Source organism: Anaerobacillus sp. ABD4_527 (assembly GCF_056160805.1).
In genome coordinates, this window is the sequence record NZ_JBSWXZ010000001.1 from 1325860 (window position 1) to 1344968 (window position 19109).

A 19109-nucleotide genomic window follows, 5' to 3' on the forward strand; every position below is an offset into this window, starting at 1 on the left:
TTTTTACCTCCATTTCGATCTTTGTAAAAAATTGCACAACACAATTGTGACGACCTTACTCGTTTAAAAAACAAAAAAATCCTCGCCCCACGGAAAGGGGCGAAGATTTGAGTTCGCGGTACCACCCTAATTCACTGATATGGTAATATCAGCCTTGGTAAACGATAACGGTTCATAACCGGTCCGCTTTTGGGTATCAAGCGGCAACTCCAGAGTGAATTCAAAAGCGTTCCTATAGAAATGCTCTCAGTCAAGGCATTTCCTCCCTTAATAGGAAGAGGCAGTTTACTACTCTCTATCATTGTTTTTAATATAATGAAGTTCTTTATAATTATAGAAAAAAAACGCTCAGTCTGCAAGCACGATTATGAGGGCATCAGCCCATACATGAGGATTCCGGCAGCAACAGCTACATTCAATGATTCGGCACCACCGTATATCGGAATATACACCTTGTCATGAGCGAGTTCTTGGAGTTCCTTTGAAACGCCGTTCGCTTCATTCCCCATGATTACAGCAAAATACTCTGGACCCTGTAACTGATGATACGGAGTTCCACCGCTGACTTCCGTTGCGTAAACAGAAACACCAGCATCCTTTAGATCTTTCACGGCGTGGCGCAGATCCACTTTTTTAATAGGGATATGAAAAAGCGATCCTTGAGTAGAACGTAGTACCTTACTGTTATAAAGGTCCACTGTTCCTTGACCAAGTAAAACACCATCATATCCTGCGCTATGTGCCGTACGAATAATCGTACCTAAGTTACCTGGATCTTGAATTGCATCTAAAAGAATAAACTTTCCTGTACGTGCTAAACCTGATTCAGACATTTTACAGACAGCCAATATGCCCTGAGGTGTTTCAGTTGCAGTTAATTCTTTCATCACTTTATCAGTAACAGTATAGACGGTTGGTCGATCTTTAAACAGATCAATATCGAAGTCAGTGCCTTCTGAAATTATGATTTCTTGCACAAGTGCATTTGCTTTCGCTGCTTCTTCGATAATATGCGGTCCCTCGATAAGAAACAAAGATGCTTTCTCTCGTCCCTTTTTCGTCTGTAGCTTTTTCCAGTCTTTCACTTTTTGATTTTTCACAGATTCAATAAGCATAGTGCTCTCCTTCATTTTTTCAATGATTCCATTATAGACGCAAGATCGAGAAGATTCCAATGCAATTCATGAAATTCCATTCTTTCGTTCATACTAAGATTGCTTGGTATACAAGCGAAAGAGAAAGGTGAGGTGGAAAGCATGGACCTTAATTTAAGAAAAGCCATCCTTGCTAACGTATCTGGTAACAATGAGGATCAGATAGAGGCAACGATTCTCGATGCGATCCAAAGCGGTGAAGAAAAAATGTTACCAGGTCTTGGTGTCCTTTTCGAAGTCCTTTGGAAAGAAGCCCCTGAAGACGAGCGTCAGCAAATGCTCTCTTACATGGCTCAAGGCGTACAATAAGCAAAATCCGGTGGCAAACGCCACCGGATTTTGTGATAGTATCGAAAAGCGGAAGGGACCGGTTAGGCTCGACAAGCGCTGGAAGCTAATGGAATGAACACGCTTTTTGTGTTCAATCCATTAGCTGAAGCGACTCGAGAGCCTGGCCCTGTAGCTAGACATGAAAAGCGGAAGGGGGCCGTCTAAATCCGCAGGGCGTTGGAGCCTTTGTGAATGAGACGATTTTTGTCTCAATCACAAAGGTGAAACGACCGGAGGATTTGGCCCGCTGTAGCTAGACATCGAAAAGCGGAAAGGACCGATTAGGCTCGACAAGCGCTGGAGGCTTTAATTTTACAAGCGCTCCAATGATTCCGTGTCTAAACGCCAAACTCCGCTTTTCTTTTTGTCCAGCTGCACCTCGCAGAAACTACGATATTTCAATCTTTCAACAGAACACAAAAAACGTGTTCTATTTCATGAGTTCCAATATCTCCGTTTCTAAACGCGAGGTTTCACTTTTCTCTATGTCCAGCTGCGTTTCGCAGACACTACATCATTTCACAATCCCAAATGAACACAAAAAACGTGTTCTTTTGGGATTGCTCCAATGATTCCGTGTCTAAACGCGAAACTCCGCTTTTCTTTTTGTCTAGCTGCACCTCGCAGAAACTACGATATTTCACTCTTTCAACAGAACACAAAAAACGTGTTCTATTTCAAGAGTTCCAATATCTCCGTTTCTAAACGCGAGGTTTCGCTTTTCTCTATGTCCAGCTGCGTTTCGCAGACACTACATCATTTCACAATCCCAAATGAACACAAAAAAACGTGTTCTTTTGGGATTGCTCCAATGATTCCGTGTCTAAACGCGAAACTCCGCTTTTCTTAATTAAACGTAATTTCCTTCACCTTTTCGTCATCCAACTTTTTAATGACTTCAACGATGAGGTTTACAGCGTTTTCGAAGTCGTCGCGGTGCAGGATTGCTGCGTGCGTGTGGATGTAGCGTGTTGCGATGGTGATGGAAAGTGCTGGTACTCCATTTGCAGTAAGGTGAATTTTACCAGAGTCTGTTCCGCCACCTGCAATTGCATCGAACTGGTACGGGATGTTGTTTTCGTCAGCCGTATCGGTTACGAAGTCACGAAGTCCTTTGTGCCCAACCATAGATGCATCGTACATGATGATTTGAGGACCTTTACCCATCTTCGACTGAGCATCTTTGTCTGATACCCCAGGTGTATCTCCAGCAATTCCTACATCAACAGCAAAACCGATATCAGGCTTGATCATGTTTGCTGCCGTTGTTGCTCCGCGAAGACCAACTTCTTCTTGCACTGTTCCCACACCGTATACCGTGTTTGGATGGTCTTCTCCTTTTAGCTTACGAAGCACTTCGATTGCGATAGCACAGCCAATACGGTTGTCCCAAGCTTTTGCCATCAGCATCTTTTCATTGTTCATCACTGTGAATTCACATACAGGTACGACAGAATCTCCAGGTTTAACGCCCCACTCCATCGCTTCTTCTTTGCTTGATGCGCCGATATCGATGAACATGTCTTTTTTGTCGATCGATTTCTTACGCTGTTCTGCAGGAAGAATGTGAGGTGGCTTTGAACCGATAACACCCATGATGTTACCTTTTCTTGTCATAACATTAACGCGCTGTGCAAGCATAACTTGCTCCCACCAGCCTCCAACTGTTTGGAACCATAGGAAACCTTTATCATCGATACGAGTCACCATGAACCCTATCTCATCAAGGTGACCAGCTACCATAATTTTAGGACCTTGAGCACTTCCCTTTTTCATTGCGATCAAGCTGCCGAGGTTATCGGTCATCATCTCATCAGCAAGTGGCTCAATATGTTTTCTCATAACGTCACGAGGTTCACGTTCGTTACCGGGTACGCCATTCGCATCAGTTAATTCTTTCAGCATCTGCAACGTTTCGTCTAGCTTCGTCATATGTAGTTCCTCCTTATATGTATCCATTCATTGTTCATTATAACGTTTTTAGAAATGTTACACAATTGAGAACGCTTTAGTTCTAATATCCTTCATTTTGTCTTTGGTGGTTTATTTCGTTTTTCTTCAGGTAGGCATCTTCCATTTCATCAACACTTAAATCGAGTGTAGCCCCAAGCTGTAAATATTTTTCAAACAACTTTTTAAAATACTCCTCGGTTTGATTTTGCCCAAGAGCATCGATCGCATGATATACTTTTTGAAACGCATCAACAGGCGATTCGCTAGAATCCAGCTGTTCATAATTTGTAATGTCGGAGATGCCAAGTTCAAGACCTAACGATAGTATAAAGTGAATACCGTCTACATATTCCTCTACTATCACATCTCTAGGAGCAGGCGATTTCGTACTCCAATACTTGAAACACCTCGTTTCATTAGCAAGCTCTCCCACTTCTACTTGTAAAGCGAGTAGCTTTCTATGAAACAATCGGTCATTCTGTAGCTGATGTTCTTCTATGATTCGTTCGTCCAATGCTTTTTGAAGTTGAAACAAACGTTTAACGTTCAATCTCATCGTCCTCTCGTTAAATTAATTATTTTTTTGAAACCTTTCTTTATCATAAACGTAAACAGTAGTGAAGCATAGTGAAAACGAGGTGCTGCCAAATGATTATTGTTCTGTTTCGATTAGTTATTCTTGCTGCAATGGTACTTATCGCGTACTCAGTAATCCGTTTTTTAGCCGACCCTAAAAGAAAACTTGAAAAAGCCTACGATCATAAACAATACTATTTCTTAGATGACACGTCGAACGTACGAAAGAATTTTCTCGTCACGTACAAAGGAGCTCTGTTTGAAGGAGAGAAGTACCTTGGTACGACCGATAACTCCTTCGACATCATTACCATTTCTGTGAGCGTTAAGAATGCTTCTGAGTTATATTTGCTAGAGAAAGAAGATTTTTATTTCCTGGAAAAAGAAATGGACTTACGGTATCCATGTGCTGAAATCGAATGGAAAAGTCCAGTTAAAGAGTTTCTTCGTCATAGAGAAAATTCATAGTAAAAAAGACGACCTTGCCACATGGCAAGGTCGTCTTTTTTATCGAACAGGCTGAAAAAATTCATCCCACTTCATAATCCATTCTCGTCTTCTTAATAAATGAAATAAAATAACCAGTCCCATCATGATTAAAACAATCAACATAGGTTCTAACCCTTTTATTGCTGTTCCAAAGAATGAGTACATTAAAGCGAGCGGGATATTTGTAAGAAAAGATGATCGTAAATATTCCTTGAAATTTCTTGAAACTTCAATCAAGCAAAGTGAAATGAAATGAAAGTGTACAAAGGGTACTAACCTCAAAATTGCGATTTGGCCAACCGACATGGGCATTCTTTTTTTCATCCATTTCTTCTTTAGAGTAGTTATCTTATTAAATAATAAGGGAGAGCGCTTGATCAAAAAATAAAACACGATGCTTACGACCGTAATTCCTATGACCGAATAGATTGTTCCATACACCGCGCCAAACAGTACTCCTCCTGCCATACAAATGACACTGACGGGCACAAAGATAAACTGACGTAAAAAGTGCAATACAATAAAATAGAGCGGGGCATAGACTCCACTGTTCGAAACAACTTCGATGAGAGGCAGGACAAGCTCATTCATGATGTTCCCCCCTTCTCCTTTACGTTTATGACATGAGACGAGCAGTTATGTCAAAACCTGCGGGTAGGTGCGAGAATATTTTTTTGGAAATAGGTGGACAATAAGTGAGCATTTCACCAATACGGTATGAGGAGGCTGTTTAAATGGATGAGCTTGTAATAGCCCGTTCACTTTTTGGTATGACGATGGGCGTACATATTATCTATGCCACCTTAGGTGTAGGTCTACCGCTGATGGTTCTTGTAGCTGAACTGATGTACCAAAAGACCAAAGACAAAGATTACGCTATTATGGCAACGCGTTGGACAAAGGGGTTTGCAGTTCTTCTGGGAGTCGCCATTCCGACTGGAACGATTGCAGGTGTCCAACTTTCACTCCTATGGCCTGGGTTTATGGAAGCAGTCGGCCGTGTCATCGCTCTTCCGTTCCAAATTGAAATCTATGCTTTCTTTCTAGAAGCTCTATTCATGTCAATCTATGTTTACGCCGCTGATCGACTATCACCTCTTATGAGAATCGTAAGCGTAACGCTAGTTGCTATTGGCGCAAGTGCCTCTGCCATTCTGATTACGAATGTACATGCTTTTGAAGGCACTCCAGCTGGTTTTGATTTCATAGATGGTAAATTCGTCAATGTAGATCCTTGGGAAGCTTTTTTCAATCCTTCATTCATCGTAACAGCTGGTCATGTTACTGTTTCAGCATTGATGACAGGTGCATTCGTTATCGCTTCAATTGCAGCATACAAAATGATTCGCCTCAAAGGGAATACAAGAGAATATAAATTTCACCATAAAGCATTGATGATGGGGTTAGCGATCGGAGGAATCTTCTCACTGTTAACATCGCTCAATGGACACGAATCAGCTCAGCAGCTTCATGCGTATCAACCCGAAAAGCTTGCAGCAGCAGAAGGGTTATTCGAAACACAGACGCATGCACCACTAGCAATAGGTGGCTTTACTGATAAAGAAGAACGCGAAGTAAAGTGGGCGATTGAAATTCCATGGGCTTTAAGTTTTCTTGCAGATGACTCTTTTGAAACTGAAGTTCTAGGACTTGAAGAGTTTCCAGAAGATGAATGGCCTCCTCTTTTCGTTCACACGCTATTTAACGCGATGGTCGGAATCGGCTCACTATTAATCTTACTCTCGATCGCGGGATTCACGTGGTACAGGGTACTCAAAAAACGAAGCTTTCCACGATGGCTTATGTGGGCCTTTATTGCAGCTGGACCCCTTGCAATGACGGCGATTGAATTTGGGTGGATCTTTGCTTGTACAGGGAGACAGCCATGGGTTATTTACCATGTTATGAAAACAGAAGATGCTGTAACGACCTCTGGCAATATCGGACTCTTATTTGTACTATTTTTGATCATCTATATCATTTTAATGATTTCTACCGTTCTTGTACTTCGTTATTACTTTAAAAAGAATCCAGTAGCACAAGAACTAGATCACTAATTGAAAAAGAGGTGTTGTTGATATGTCGGAGGCACTATATGCCATCACATTAATATGGGGGATCGTCTTTATCTACGCAGTAATGGCTACAATTGATTTTGGGGCAGGTTTTTGGGCGATGGTCTATTTAAACAAAAAAAATACGAAGGCTACCTCCATCGCAAACAGATACCTATCTCCTTCATGGGAAGTAACAAACGTATTTATTGTAGCAATTGTCGTTGCGCTTTTCAGCTTTTTTCCCGGTGCTACATTTACACTTGGGACGGTTTTACTCATACCCGGAAGTCTAATCATTCTTTTTCTTGCGATACGAAGTGCCTTTCTTGTATTTTCACACTCTGCTAATGAGCAGTACAAGAAATTCCTAACTCTCGTTTCAGGAATTACAGGCTTTCTTATTCCTGCTCTATTAATTGCAGTATTACCTATTACACAAGGAGGGTTCATCACACCATCAGATGGTGCTGGTCGTCTGGATATGATCGCTCTCTTTTCGAGCTTCAATGTATATGCCTTTATGGGTTTCGCTATCTCTAGCACACTGTTTCTATCATCTTTGTTGTTAGCGGACTACTCAAACGTTGCTGGGGATTCAGAAGCGTATACAATCTATAGAAGGGACGCAATCTTAGTAGGTCCCCTCTCCCTCGCAATGGCGGCTCTCATCGTGCTGACAATCCGGCTTGAAGCAAGCTGGCTTTATGAAAACTTATTAGAATTTACACCTTGGCTAGTAGGATCGATCATCACGTTTTTTATTGGATACATCGCCTTGTTTATTCCTAGGAAAAATGGACGAGGCATTCCACGCTTAGCTATGATTAGCGTGGTCATCCAATATTTACTCGCAAGCTATGCGTATGGATCCGCACATTTGCCTTATATTGTCTATCCAGATGTTACGATCGAAACAGGGTTTACAAATCCTGCAACATTTCGAGCATTGATCATCACCTACATCGTTGCATTCTTCATATTGACTCCTGGTTTTATCTATTTTTGGCGCCTCTTTCTAAAAGATAAGCGGTATTTAAAACAGAACGAATCTTGAGTATGTGCTAGTAATGCTTCATTTGATTAAGTAATAAATTCCTGCAACGCACGCAACGTTTAGAAGGACTGCTAGAGGCAGTCCATACTGAAACGAAGCGTGCTTTGTTTTATGCCTAAATTGCTTCATTCCGAGATAACCGCCGATCGCTCCTCCTAGTATGTACGATGTCCATAATGTTTTCTCAGATATACGGGACTTACGTTTTCTGGCCTTACGTTTATCGACTCCCATCAACAGGTAACTACACACATTTATACACACGATGTAAAGCACTATTGCTGTCATCAATTCAATCTCCTTATATAAAAAGCCATCCTCACAGAATGAGGATGGCTTGTCTACTTACTTCAAGTTTTCTTTTGCTTTAGATGCAAGTTGTGCGAATGCTTTTTCGTCACTGATTGCAAGCTCAGCAAGCATTTTACGGTTAACTTCGATTCCAGCAGTCTTAAGACCGAACATTAGACGGCTGTAAGAAAGTCCGTTCATACGAGCAGCAGCGTTGATACGAGTGATCCAAAGCTTACGGAAGTCACGCTTTTTCTGACGACGGTCACGATAAGCGTACATGTTTGATTTCATAACTTGCTGATTAGCAACTTTGAAAAGTAAAGACTTAGATCCGAAATATCCTTTTGCAAGTTTTAACGTTCTTTTACGTCTGCGACGTGTTACGTAGCCACCTTTTACTCTTGGCATACTAAACCCCTCCTAATTGTGTATCAATGTATGATTTTACGATTACTTTTTGTTGTAGATTAGCGCTTTGATACGCTTGAAGTCACCAGCAGACACTAGAGAAGCTTTACGAAGTTTACGCTTCTGCTTTTGAGTCTTATGACCGAACATATGGCTAGTGAAAGCACGGCTGCGCTTAAGTTTACCTGATCCAGTTTTCTTGAAACGCTTTGATGCTCCACTGTGAGATTTCATTTTTGGCATGAGAGAGTTCCTCCTTAAAGAATTACTTTTCGCTGACTGGTGCTAAGATAAGGAACATGCTGCGTCCTTCCATTTTTGGTTTGGACTCAACCGTTGCAATATCTTTGCAATCTTCTGCAAGGCGCTCAAGCACCTTTTTACCGATATCAGAATGCGTGATCATACGACCGCGGAAACGGATCGATGCCTTCACTTTGTCGCCTTTATCAAGAAACTTACGAGCATTACGAAGTTTCGTATTGAAGTCATGCTCCTCGATATTCGGGCTCAAGCGAACTTCTTTAACGGTAATAACTTTTTGTTTCTTACGCGCTTCTTTTTCCTTCTTTTGCTGCTCATAGCGAAACTTTCCGTAGTCCATAATACGACATACTGGAGGTTTTGCATTTGGAGCAACCATAACCAGGTCAAGATTTGCGTTTCGAGCCATATCTAATGCCTCATTTTTTGATTTCACACCAATTTGGTTTCCGTCTGCACCAACGAGACGTACTTCCCGGGCACGGATGCCCTCATTGACGTTCATGTCTCTACTAATAATCAGCCACCTCCATGGTTATTTGTTCGATGTGATCATCTAACAAGATGTCCTTAAATTATTTATCCGGTTCAAAGCATAAAAAAAGCGTCGGCGCATACGACACCCACACATTCTCTACATAGTACATAAACAATGATACCTGCAAACTACCATAGCGGCGTCAATCAGGTGAGAAGCGGGCGCTTCTGCTTGCTTTGTTTCCGATATTTAATTTACCTAAGACAGTATACCATGCTGTTTCAAACTATGTCAAGGCGACATGAAAGAATTCATTTGAAGCGCACTTGATTATCATATCTGATTTTCCTGACGCTGACAAGTGTTTTTTTTAATTTGTTGAGCAATTAATGAATCGATCTTTCCAATCATAACATAAAAAGCTGGCTTTTTCATTTTGTTGATAAACATAAATTGTGTGGTCCCGATTCCGTAGGAGCTTGAATACCTCTTGCTTTCCTGTGGACGAACGCCCGAGCCTCAAAGCGGACAAAGAGCAGTCCGCTCCGAGTCTCGAACGCCCGTTAGACCACGGGAGTCACGAGGTATTCACTCCTACTAGAGTCCAATCAATCAAAGTTAAACTTTCCGACCTATAATGCTAATAAACTTTTCAGCGGTTCATTTTGAGGTGGTTTAATCCCTCACATTAACACAGATTGGAGCGGAAGGATGCTCGACTCCTGCGGGACATGCGGGACAGGTGAGATCCCACAGGAGCGTTAGCGACGAGGAAGCTCACCGCCCGCCCCGCGGAAAGCGAGCATCCTGGAGCGGAAATCACCACTATTTTGTTAGAAAATAGTTCTTAAGATTTTTTTCGACAAACTGAAGAAGCCGGCATTTAGCCGGCTTCTTATTACTTTTTATTCTTGATTTCATTTTCAATGTTAGCAGCAAAGTCACTAAGAGCAACTGTCTCAGAATCTTGCTGACCATAGCGTCGGACGTTCACAGCGTCACCTTCGACTTCCTTATCACCTACAACTAGCATGTAAGGAATCTTTTGCATCTGAGCTTCACGAATCTTGTAACCGATCTTCTCATTTCGCTCATCCACTTCCACGCGAATGCCTTCACGTTGAAGCTTCTCTTGAACTTTCTTCGCATAATCAAGATGAACTTCAGAAACCGGAATGATTTCTGCCTGTACAGGTGCTAACCAAGTAGGGAATGCTCCTTTGTATTCTTCAATTAAGAATGCAACAAAGCGTTCCATAGTGGAAACGACACCACGGTGTATAACAACTGGGCGGTGCTGCCCACCATCTTCACCGATGTAAGATAGGTCAAAGCGCTCAGGAAGATGGAAGTCAAGCTGAACAGTTGATAAAGTTTCATCTTTACCAAGGGCAGTTTTCACCTGCACATCTAGCTTCGGACCGTAGAATGCAGCTTCGCCTTCTGCTTCTACATATTCTACATCAAGGTCGTCCATTGCTTCTTTCAGCATCGCCTGTGCTTTATCCCACATCTCATCGTTATCAACGTATTTCTTCTTATCTTCTGGATCTCGATAAGATAGACGGAAATAGTAGTCATTGATCTGGAAATCTTCGTAAACTTCTTGTACAAGCTTAACGACGCGGATGAATTCTTCCTTAATTTGATCCGGGCGGCAGAAGATATGTGCATCATTCAATGTCATCGAGCGTACACGTTGAAGACCCGCAAGTGCTCCAGACATTTCATAACGATGCATTGTACCAAGCTCAGCCACACGATAAGGTAAGCCACGGTAGCTCTTCAAATCGTTTTTGTAAATCATCATGTGGTGAGGGCAGTTCATCGGACGAAGAACTAGCTCCTCAGTTTCATCCATCTTCATCGCTGGGTACATATCTTCTTGATAATGATCCCAGTGTCCGCTTGTTTTATACAGTTCAACGTTGGCAAGGTGTGGTGTATAAACATGGTTATACCCTAAACGCTCTTCTAGGTCCACGATGTATCTTTCAATTGTACGACGAATTGTAGCACCCCTAGGAAGCCAAATCGGAAGACCTTGACCAACCTCTTGAGAGATTGTGAAGAGCTTCAATTCTTTTCCTAGTTTACGGTGATCACGCTCTTTCGCTTCTTCTAACAACTGTAGGTATTCTTCTACCTGTGACTGTTTCGGAAAAGCTGTACCATAGATACGTTGAAGCATCTGGTTATCACTATCGCCTCTCCAATAAGCTCCTGCAATCGAAAGCAACTTAAAGGCTTTGATCTTACTAGTTGAAGGTACGTGTGGTCCACGGCAAAGATCAAAGAACTCACCTTGCTCATAGATCGTAACGTCCTCATCAGCAGGAATAGCCTCTAATAGCTCAAGCTTCAGATCATCACCAATTTCTTCATACATCTTTTTAGCTTCGTCACGAGAGACTACCTTACGTTTGACTTCAAGGTTTTCGTTGACGATCTTCTTCATTTCCTTTTCAATCTTCGGAAGGTCTTCCGGTGTAATGGAAACCGGACAATCGATATCGTAATAAAAACCGCTGTCAATAACAGGACCTACACCAAGTTTTACATCTTTAAAAAGACGTTTGATCGCTTGTGCCATTAAATGAGCTGTACTGTGTCGAAGAACTTCTAACCCAGCTTCACTTTCAGGAGTTACGATTTCAATTGCGCCATCTTCCTCAATTTCGCGCCTTAAGTCAATTGTTTCACCATTTAATTTACCCGCAACAGCTTTCTTTTTAAGACCTGGGCTAATTGAACTCGCAATCTCTTCAGTTGTCGTTCCTTTATTAAACTCCTTAACAGAACCATCAGGAAATGTAATATTTACTAATTCAGCCATGTTCTTCACTCCTTTTTTTATGCATATAAAAAACACCCATCCCAAAAGGGACGAGTGTTGATCTCGTGGTTCCACCCTGCTTCCCGCTAAGATATCATCCTAGGCGGCTCAGACTGCTGTAACGTAGCACAAACGCCGCACTATTTCCTGAGCGGTGTTCAAAGGTGGTAAGTATACTTCTCACACTAGGATGATCGCACCATTTCATCCCTCTCTGAAAGCTGACAAAGCATCTCATATCCTTATCATAACGATTCTCAATATATGTTTATGTAGGTATTATAAGTAGTTGACTACATAAAATCAAGCCTATTTCTAATGATTTCCCGAAAAAAATATTTTAGACATGTGAAATGGGAAAAAGCGTAATCGCTCTTGGAAGACATTACGAATCGTTTGAGTCAGTCCCTCTTCGATATCATCTGTAAATACATTTATTTCTTTGGGTGCTAAATATAAAAGCGGTAACAAAATATCCGGGTCGATTTCATCAGTTGTTAATTCATTCGGAAGCTCTTCAAAATACATATCCATTGAATCAACAACAAGCTTGACCCCCTTCTCATCTACGAGGTGATACACCCCATCGAAGAGAAGGTTCACCTCCTTCTGTTTCGGAGTCCTAAGCTGCAGTAGCTGCCTGAGTGCTTCAATGAAGTTCTGATACTCTTGCTCGAGTTTGTATTCATCGATTGCTTCTGCAACTAAAGCAGAGAGAAGCTTTTGATAGGGTCTCGTCCGAAAAACGAGAAATGAGTCAAACGAAATCGTACCACCTTGCTCGATACAACCAAATGCTGCATCTCGAAGAATAGTAAACCTCTCACGATATCCCTCTGTTCTTGGGACGTCGATGCGATCCCCATCGCCTATGCTTCTTGCTAAACCGCAGATCTCATCAATTTCCTCACCATCTTTAAAATAATAGCTAGTCCTTAAAATATTTTGCATCCATACCTTTTCATAGGTGGTCTTAACACAGTGAGCGAGGCAATCGGCAATTTCAAAACACGTTCTTGAATCGTATGGCTCAATCGGTATGGAAAGAACCATTTCTGCTTCATCTTCGAGTGTCTCTTTCCCTCTCAGGCGTAGAGCTGCATGTACAACTTCATAGTCTGCTTTGTTTTTGAACGTAAGTGAAACCAACTTTTCCCCCTCCTGTCCACCTTCTTATTAGCATCTATATGGCCGAACTACAGGAAAGATGAATGAAACAATAAAAAAGCCACCCACAACTAGTGGATGGCTTCAACGTGAGAGGAGATCGTCCCCTATTTCCGCCTGTTCTTCCCTTCAAGAAAGATGGGCGTCGTATAATGTTTAATTCGTTCCATGATCCGTTTTGCTTTCGTTAACTCGACCCCTGCTTTATTTGAATAAGCAAGATGTTCTTCAAGTAAATCATAATCAAGGTTTGAAGAATAAAGAGTAGGAAGTCCCTCCGTCATCCGATATTGAAGCAGTGTTCCTAAAATATCATCACGAACCCATGTAGAGATATTCTCTGCCCCAATATCATCCAAAATAAGAAGAGGGGTTTCTTTTAGGAAGTTTAGTTTTTCATCGATCGACTGATCTTGAATCGCACTCTTCATTTGTCTAAAGAAGTCAGGTGTATAGATGAACTGAGATTGAACACCTTTTTCTTTTGCAAGCTGATTCGCAATCGCACCGAGGAGAAAAGTCTTCCCGACCCCAAAGCCGCCATGTACGTACAGCCCCTTAGACGTTTCACCTGGGACAAAATCTTCAACGTATTGATCAGCAGCTTGAAACGCTTCAATTCTGCCCCCGTCATCATCGATATCAGCAAAAGATGCGTTCAGAATTTCTTTAGGAATGTAATAGCTTTTTACCATCTCATTGCGTTTCTTATTATCTTCTTCTTGAATCCTAGTAGGGCATCGGTTGTATCGAATATCGATCACCGTTCTATTGATAAATAGCTCAGGTTCATACCCGTCCATCATGTTGACACAATTAGATAGTCCGTCGCACCCTTCACAGCCCTTCGTTTGCGTTGTGTATTCGTATAGTCTGGCGAGACTTCGGTCGATCATTTTTTCATCGACTTCTTCGTTCTCTGCACAAAACGCACGAATATGTGGATCAGACAAAATTGCTTTTTTCATTTCCTTATATTTCTGTTGAAATTTATTATTTGCAGGCATTTTATTAAAAGATTCTTGAATGGATTCCATCTATTTTCACCCGCTCTCATTACTTATATTAGTCTTTTTTATATTTACTTAGAAACTTTTGCAGCTGCTTTTGCTTTTCGGCCCGTTCGTCCTCAGACATTTCCGGTTCTTTTGGATTTGAAATCCATTCCGGTACTTTGTCTTTCCTTGCTGAAGGCTTGTTACGGTTAGAAGTTTTAGCGGATTTCTTCGGTGATGGTTGTTCTAGTTCTTTAATCGCCAAGTCCATCGCTTCTCTCACCGTCTTCACATTCGCTCTAGCCCAATGACTTGCAAACTTCTCTACATAGTTTTTCGATAGCTTCTTATCCTGTGTTTCTAGAATAAAGTCTAACAGTACATTCATCACACCAGGTGTTAAATTCTGCTCGTCCATAATTCGTTCAACCATACGCATATCTGCTTGTGAAGGCTTACCACCCCCAGCAGCCCTTTGCAAGATGTCATATGGTGTCATCTGTTCGTATCGTTGGGCAGCTTTTTCTTCTTGCGTTGATGGCTCTTTCTTATGAAATTCTTGTAATTCCTCAGGCTGCTTTCTCAGTTGAAGCGCAGGAACTTTCCCTTTATTTTCTAATGCAAACCAGCTGCTAACCTCTTTACGTAGTAAATCTTCTGTCAGCATATCATGATGAATAGCTGCTTGTTCAACAATACGGGCCATTTCATATGGCTCGATTTTATAGACAAAAGCTAAACGCTCGATCGTCTGTTTAACAGAATTATTAAGCATTTGATTTGATACAATCATATCAGAAATGTGCTGCTTCATCACTTCAAAATCAAAACGGGGAGAGCTGAACACGAGCCCTTTGTTTTCACTTCTGCCAACCGCTGGTGCTTGTGACTCTTCATTTTCATCCGCCATAACCATTTCGGACGGATGTAAGGAATCATACACATCATTGAAGGAAGCAGTAACGTTTTCGTATTCATTTCTATCGATCAACTTACTTGAGAAATGTTTTTTCAGTTCATTGTATCGATTTCTGCCTAGTCTATTAAATAAGTAAATATTTAAAACACCATCATTGAAAAAGCGCTCTGGCGTTAGAGGAGGATGTAATTCATACGCAAAGTGTCTCGGATCCTGGTCCTTTTTCAAATACGTATTCAATAGACCGATTCCTTCTAACTTCTTTCTTTCTTCTAAAACCTTCTTCAAATCCCACCTCAACATAACCTTTAGACTGTGATGAGTCATTGATCCATGATCTTGGTGTTCATACATACTCCACAACGTCATATACAAACTATATGCCTCTGCACCGATTAAGGGTTGATATAAAAGAGTTAGGATTTTTCTATCATACTCATGGAGAAGGCCAGCAGCCTCCACTTGAAGGGTATCAACAGGTAGTAGTTCTTTCCAATGCATATGCTTCACCTTTATTTTCTATCTTATTATTGTACTTCACTACTAAATTTAGTCTTCTTTAAGTCGTCTTAACGTACAAAAAAAGAGCTTAATCTAAGCTCTCTTTCTTCACTCCGCTCTGTTTATCAATTCTTTTAGTTCTTTAATAAATACATTGATATCTTTGAATTGCCGATAAACTGAAGCAAACCTTACATACGCAACTTCATCCACTCTGGCAAGTTGATCCATCACAAGCTCACCGATAACATCACTGCTAATCTCAGAAGCTCCCTGATTACGTAAGTCACGTTCAATTTCATTCACAACTTTTTCAAGAGTTTCTAGAGGAACAGGTCTTTTTTCACACGCTTTTATTAAGCCTCGAAGAATTTTATCTCTGCTAAATTCCTCTCTTGTTCCTTCTTTTTTCACAACGATAAGCGGAATTTCTTCTACCGTTTCGAACGTTGTGAAACGGTATGTACATGATTCACATTCACGGCGTCTCCGAATAGACCTGCCATCGTGAACAGGTCTTGAGTCCAGTACTCGTGTTCCATTACTATTACAATTGGGACAACGCATCAGATCATCTCCACCAAACGCACAAGATTTCTATATCTTATTTTAGCATAAATTAAAGAAGTGCACTAATCCTATTAAGAATTGGAATATCCTGTTCCTAAAAACGTGAGTTGCTTTTGTAGAGCTTGATAAGCCGTCTCGATAACGCGTTTACTATAGCCAAAATCAACGGGCAATGGCGTCTCTGTCGATACAGAGAAATCTATTGCAGTTCTGTAAGGTCTTACGGACACGACAGTTACAACGATAAGAGCTTTCTTACCACCATTTATTTGGAACACAAATTCTCCTCGATCGAGAGAATCTGTTACGATTTCTCCTTTAAAGTGTTTCAGAAGTACTTCCTTAGCTGCTTTATAACCTTGTTCTTTTGTTGTTTTAAAGTAATGTGTTTTTAATGCTTCATTCGGGTGACTTTCACCTGTTTCTGCTCTATTCGTAAAAAAATCTTTAATCCCCACCGTGTTCCTCCTTTATTTTTTTTAAGAATAGCAAGAAACGGTAAAGAAATCAATTCACTAAGCAATGTGTGCATAAGAAAAAGGAGTGCATTCGCACTCCTTGATTTATTCGTATAGTTTATGAAGTAAACGCTGATTCTTGTTCTCTAAGTCTAGGTTTAACTGGGCCCATTCCACGAGGTAATTCAATGTTTTCTCTAGTATCAGCACCAAGCGCATCTGCAATGTGGTTCGCAGCAACATTTGGATCAAGATCGCCACATGTATACACATCAATACTTGCATAACCGTGCTCAGGAAAACTGTGAATTGTCAAATGTGATTCAGAAATAATGACAACTCCACTTACACCTTGAGGTGCAAACTTGTGAAATGCAACTTCTCTAACTTCAGCTCCAGACTTAAGTGCCGCTTCTACAAACGTTTCTTCGATCAGTTTCATGTCGTTAAGCTTATCGACGTCACAGCCCCATAACTCAGCAATAACGTGTCGTCCAATTGTTTCCATTTAAATATCCCCCTTTAATTTTTACTCATGCGGTTAGCATGCGGTATTGAAAATCCACCACGGGGGAAAGTTAGTCCGATGAGGTCCTAACCCTTTAAGTAGTTTTCAACGCCAAATTGCTATAAAAGAAGTTCACGAAAAATAGTATAATGCTTTTAAAATAGATTTGCAACTACAAAATTTTTAGAGATTAAAGGAATAGGATTCACCTCTCTTTAATAGCCTTACCGATACAAAATAAAAAGAAGCAGGGAGTCTAGCCCTGCTTCTTAATTAAACGCTTACTTCGGATTTGCTGGGAATTTTCTCGCCAACATATTTTGCCATGTCCACTACTCGACATGAGTAGCCCCATTCATTGTCATACCATGCAAGTACTTTTACTTTGTTCTTTTCTACAACCATCGTGGATAACCCATCAACGATTGATGAATTAGAATCACCATTGTAATCGATGGAAACAAGCGGCTCGTCGGAGTAGCCTAGAATTCCACGAAGAGGTCCTTCTGAAGCAGCTTTTAGTGCGTCGTTCACTTCTTCGACCGTTACGTCTTTCTTAAGATCCACAACCAAATCCACAAGCGAAACATTCGGTGTTGGTACACGAAGTGACATACCATTAAGTTTTCCTTCTAGATGTGGCAACACTTTTGAAATTGCTTTTGCAGCACCTGTCGTTGTCGGAATGATGGATTGACCACACGCTCTCGCTCTTCTTAAGTCTTTATGAGGGTTGTCAATATTTTTCTGATCATTCGTGTAGGCATGAACCGTAGTCATCATTCCTGTCACGATGCCGAATGATTTGTCTAGTACTTTTACTACTGGAGCAAGACAGTTTGTAGTACATGAAGCGTTTGAGATAACGTGATGCTTTTCATGTTTGTATTCGCTTTCATTTATCCCCATAACAACTGTCAGATCTTCATTTTTCCCTGGCGCTGTGATAATAACTTTCTTTGCACCGGCATCCAAATGAAGGCCTGCACCATCTCTAGAATTAAATTTACCTGTTGCTTCGATTACGATATCTATATTTAAATCTTTCCATGGGAGATTACTAGGATCACGATCACTAATGACTTTGATTTCTTTACCGTTTATTTTAATCCCGTTTTCAACAGGAGTAACCTCTCCATCGAACGTACCGTGAATACTGTCATATTTAATAAGGTGACTTAATGTTGCAGGTGGATAACTGGCGTTAATTGCTATTACATCTAAACTCTCTTCTGTAATCGCCTTTCTAAATACCATACGCCCAATTCGTCCAAAACCATTAATCGCTACTCTTGATTTCATCCAGCGTTCCTCCCACCATTTATGTGTTATACTCTTTTTTGTTTTTCTCAGGATTAGTATAACATATAATATGCGTTTTAAAAGATTTATTTACACCATTTATGCAAAAAGGGGAGATATGGGTGTATGACACCTAATTAGCTATAATGAACATTTCACTTAAAACAAAAAACACGTCATTTCGACGTGTTTTGACTCAAACGATCTTCCATTCCTTCAGAATGTCCCTTAGCTGTTTCTCTGTTGCCTCTCTCGTTCCTGTATTATCGATTACTTTATCAGCTAACTGCCTTTTTTCTTCGATCGGGATCTGTGACCGGATTCGCTGTACTGCTTCTTCGTTAGAGCTCTTGTCACGTTCGATGAGTCGCTCCAACTGTGTTTCTGAATCTACATAGACGACCAGCGTCCGGTCGACAAGATAGGAAAGCTTACTTTCAAACAGAAGAGGGATATCCAACACAACATGCTTATGGCCGCTTTCTTCATATGCTTTCGCTTCCGCTAACATTCGCTTACGAATAGCAGGATGCATAATCTCATTAAGAAGCGAACGTTTTTCGTTATTGCTAAAAATAACCGAACCTAATTTTTTTCGATCAAGGTACCCATCATCCGTTCTTACCTCTTCACCAAAGACCTGAACGATCTCTTCTAATGCTGGCTCACCGGGCTCAACAACTTCTCTAGCGATGACATCTGCATCGATTACTGGTATGGATAGGGTTCTAAGCATTTCTGCAACTGTGCTCTTTCCACTTGCAATTCCACCGGTAAGTCCTATCTTCATACATTC

At 41.0% G+C, this 19109-nt stretch carries 21 protein-coding genes and 2 other annotated features; of the genes, 4 read left to right on the top strand and 17 right to left on the bottom strand.

Annotation, left to right across the window (positions count from 1 at the left end; all coding sequences use genetic code 11):
- Positions 1-92: 92 nt before the first annotated feature.
- Positions 93-311, bottom strand: a binding site (T-box leader).
- Positions 312-365: 54 nt separating this feature from the next.
- A complete protein-coding gene (locus ACXAHI_RS07005; protein ID WP_474846924.1) occupies positions 366-1115 on the bottom strand; it encodes a TrmH family RNA methyltransferase in 750 nt (249 codons plus the stop codon).
- 141 nt (positions 1116-1256) lie between these two features.
- Here ACXAHI_RS07005 and sspI point away from each other — a divergent pair, with 141 nt between their 5' ends.
- Positions 1257-1463, top strand: coding sequence for a small acid-soluble spore protein SspI (gene sspI / locus ACXAHI_RS07010; RefSeq protein WP_270179530.1), 207 nt, complete (start codon positions 1257-1259; stop codon positions 1461-1463).
- A gap of 867 nt (positions 1464-2330) precedes the next feature.
- On the opposite strand, the gene ACXAHI_RS07015 is transcribed toward sspI, so the two are convergent.
- Positions 2331-3416, bottom strand: coding sequence for a M42 family metallopeptidase (locus tag ACXAHI_RS07015; RefSeq protein WP_270179531.1), 1086 nt, complete (start codon positions 3414-3416; stop codon positions 2331-2333).
- Between the two features lie 82 nt (positions 3417-3498).
- On the bottom strand, positions 3499-3987 hold the full coding sequence (locus ACXAHI_RS07020; protein WP_474846925.1) for a dUTP diphosphatase: 489 nt from the start codon (positions 3985-3987) through the stop codon (positions 3499-3501).
- Between the two features lie 98 nt (positions 3988-4085).
- Here ACXAHI_RS07020 and ACXAHI_RS07025 point away from each other — a divergent pair, with 98 nt between their 5' ends.
- Entirely contained in the window at positions 4086-4481 is a 396-nt protein-coding gene (locus ACXAHI_RS07025) for a sigma-w pathway protein ysdB (RefSeq protein WP_270179533.1), read from the top strand.
- Positions 4482-4520: 39 nt separating this feature from the next.
- Here ACXAHI_RS07025 and ACXAHI_RS07030 read toward each other — a convergent pair whose 3' ends face one another.
- Positions 4521-5093, bottom strand: coding sequence for a TVP38/TMEM64 family protein (locus ACXAHI_RS07030; RefSeq protein ID WP_474846926.1), 573 nt, complete (start codon positions 5091-5093; stop codon positions 4521-4523).
- Between the two features lie 143 nt (positions 5094-5236).
- On the opposite strand from ACXAHI_RS07030, the gene ACXAHI_RS07035 reads away from it, so the two are divergent.
- Positions 5237-6559, top strand: a complete 1323-nt coding sequence (locus tag ACXAHI_RS07035; RefSeq protein ID WP_474846927.1) for a cytochrome ubiquinol oxidase subunit I — start codon at positions 5237-5239, stop codon at positions 6557-6559.
- Between the two features lie 22 nt (positions 6560-6581).
- Positions 6582-7613 (top strand): cytochrome d ubiquinol oxidase subunit II, encoded by a 1032-nt coding sequence (locus ACXAHI_RS07040; RefSeq protein WP_474846928.1) that lies wholly within the window; start codon positions 6582-6584, stop codon positions 7611-7613.
- Between the two features lie 18 nt (positions 7614-7631).
- Here the strand turns inward: ACXAHI_RS07040 and ACXAHI_RS07045 are convergent, their stop codons facing one another.
- From ACXAHI_RS07045 to coaE, 13 genes are all read right to left on the bottom strand, one after another.
- A complete protein-coding gene (locus ACXAHI_RS07045; protein WP_474846929.1) occupies positions 7632-7901 on the bottom strand; it encodes a DUF1294 domain-containing protein in 270 nt (89 codons plus the stop codon).
- A gap of 57 nt (positions 7902-7958) precedes the next feature.
- A complete protein-coding gene (rplT, locus tag ACXAHI_RS07050; protein WP_270179537.1) occupies positions 7959-8315 on the bottom strand; it encodes a 50S ribosomal protein L20 in 357 nt (118 codons plus the stop codon).
- Positions 8316-8357: 42 nt separating this feature from the next.
- Complete coding sequence (rpmI, locus tag ACXAHI_RS07055; RefSeq protein WP_224878695.1) at positions 8358-8558, bottom strand: 50S ribosomal protein L35; 201 nt, start codon at positions 8556-8558, stop codon at positions 8358-8360.
- 22 nt (positions 8559-8580) lie between these two features.
- Positions 8581-9084, bottom strand: coding sequence for a translation initiation factor IF-3 (gene infC, locus ACXAHI_RS07060; protein WP_270179538.1), 504 nt, complete (start codon positions 9082-9084; stop codon positions 8581-8583).
- A gap of 87 nt (positions 9085-9171) precedes the next feature.
- Positions 9172-9296: a sequence feature (ribosomal protein L20 leader region), on the bottom strand.
- A 659-nt stretch (positions 9297-9955) separates the two neighbouring features.
- Positions 9956-11893 (bottom strand): threonine--tRNA ligase, encoded by a 1938-nt coding sequence (gene thrS / locus ACXAHI_RS07065; RefSeq protein WP_474846930.1) that lies wholly within the window; start codon positions 11891-11893, stop codon positions 9956-9958.
- A 315-nt stretch (positions 11894-12208) separates the two neighbouring features.
- Positions 12209-13042, bottom strand: coding sequence for a putative sporulation protein YtxC (locus ACXAHI_RS07070; protein WP_474846931.1), 834 nt, complete (start codon positions 13040-13042; stop codon positions 12209-12211).
- A gap of 125 nt (positions 13043-13167) precedes the next feature.
- Positions 13168-14097 (bottom strand): primosomal protein DnaI, encoded by a 930-nt coding sequence (gene dnaI, locus ACXAHI_RS07075; RefSeq protein WP_270179541.1) that lies wholly within the window; start codon positions 14095-14097, stop codon positions 13168-13170.
- A 28-nt stretch (positions 14098-14125) separates the two neighbouring features.
- Complete coding sequence (locus tag ACXAHI_RS07080) at positions 14126-15475, bottom strand: replication initiation and membrane attachment family protein (protein ID WP_474846932.1); 1350 nt, start codon at positions 15473-15475, stop codon at positions 14126-14128.
- A 108-nt stretch (positions 15476-15583) separates the two neighbouring features.
- Positions 15584-16042 carry a transcriptional regulator NrdR gene (gene nrdR, locus ACXAHI_RS07085; RefSeq protein WP_474846933.1) on the bottom strand — a complete coding sequence of 153 codons (459 nt, stop codon included), beginning with the start codon at positions 16040-16042 and terminating at the stop codon, positions 15584-15586.
- Between the two features lie 74 nt (positions 16043-16116).
- On the bottom strand, positions 16117-16503 hold the full coding sequence (locus ACXAHI_RS07090) for a cytosolic protein (RefSeq protein WP_474846934.1): 387 nt from the start codon (positions 16501-16503) through the stop codon (positions 16117-16119).
- A gap of 118 nt (positions 16504-16621) precedes the next feature.
- Positions 16622-17011 (bottom strand): adenosylmethionine decarboxylase, encoded by a 390-nt coding sequence (gene speD / locus ACXAHI_RS07095; protein ID WP_270179545.1) that lies wholly within the window; start codon positions 17009-17011, stop codon positions 16622-16624.
- Positions 17012-17284: 273 nt separating this feature from the next.
- Positions 17285-18313, bottom strand: a complete 1029-nt coding sequence (locus tag ACXAHI_RS07100; protein ID WP_270179546.1) for a glyceraldehyde-3-phosphate dehydrogenase — start codon at positions 18311-18313, stop codon at positions 17285-17287.
- 196 nt (positions 18314-18509) lie between these two features.
- Positions 18510-19103: a dephospho-CoA kinase gene (coaE, locus tag ACXAHI_RS07105; RefSeq protein WP_474846935.1), complete on the bottom strand. Its 594-nt coding sequence runs from the start codon at positions 19101-19103 to the stop codon at positions 18510-18512.
- Positions 19104-19109 lie beyond the last annotated feature (6 nt).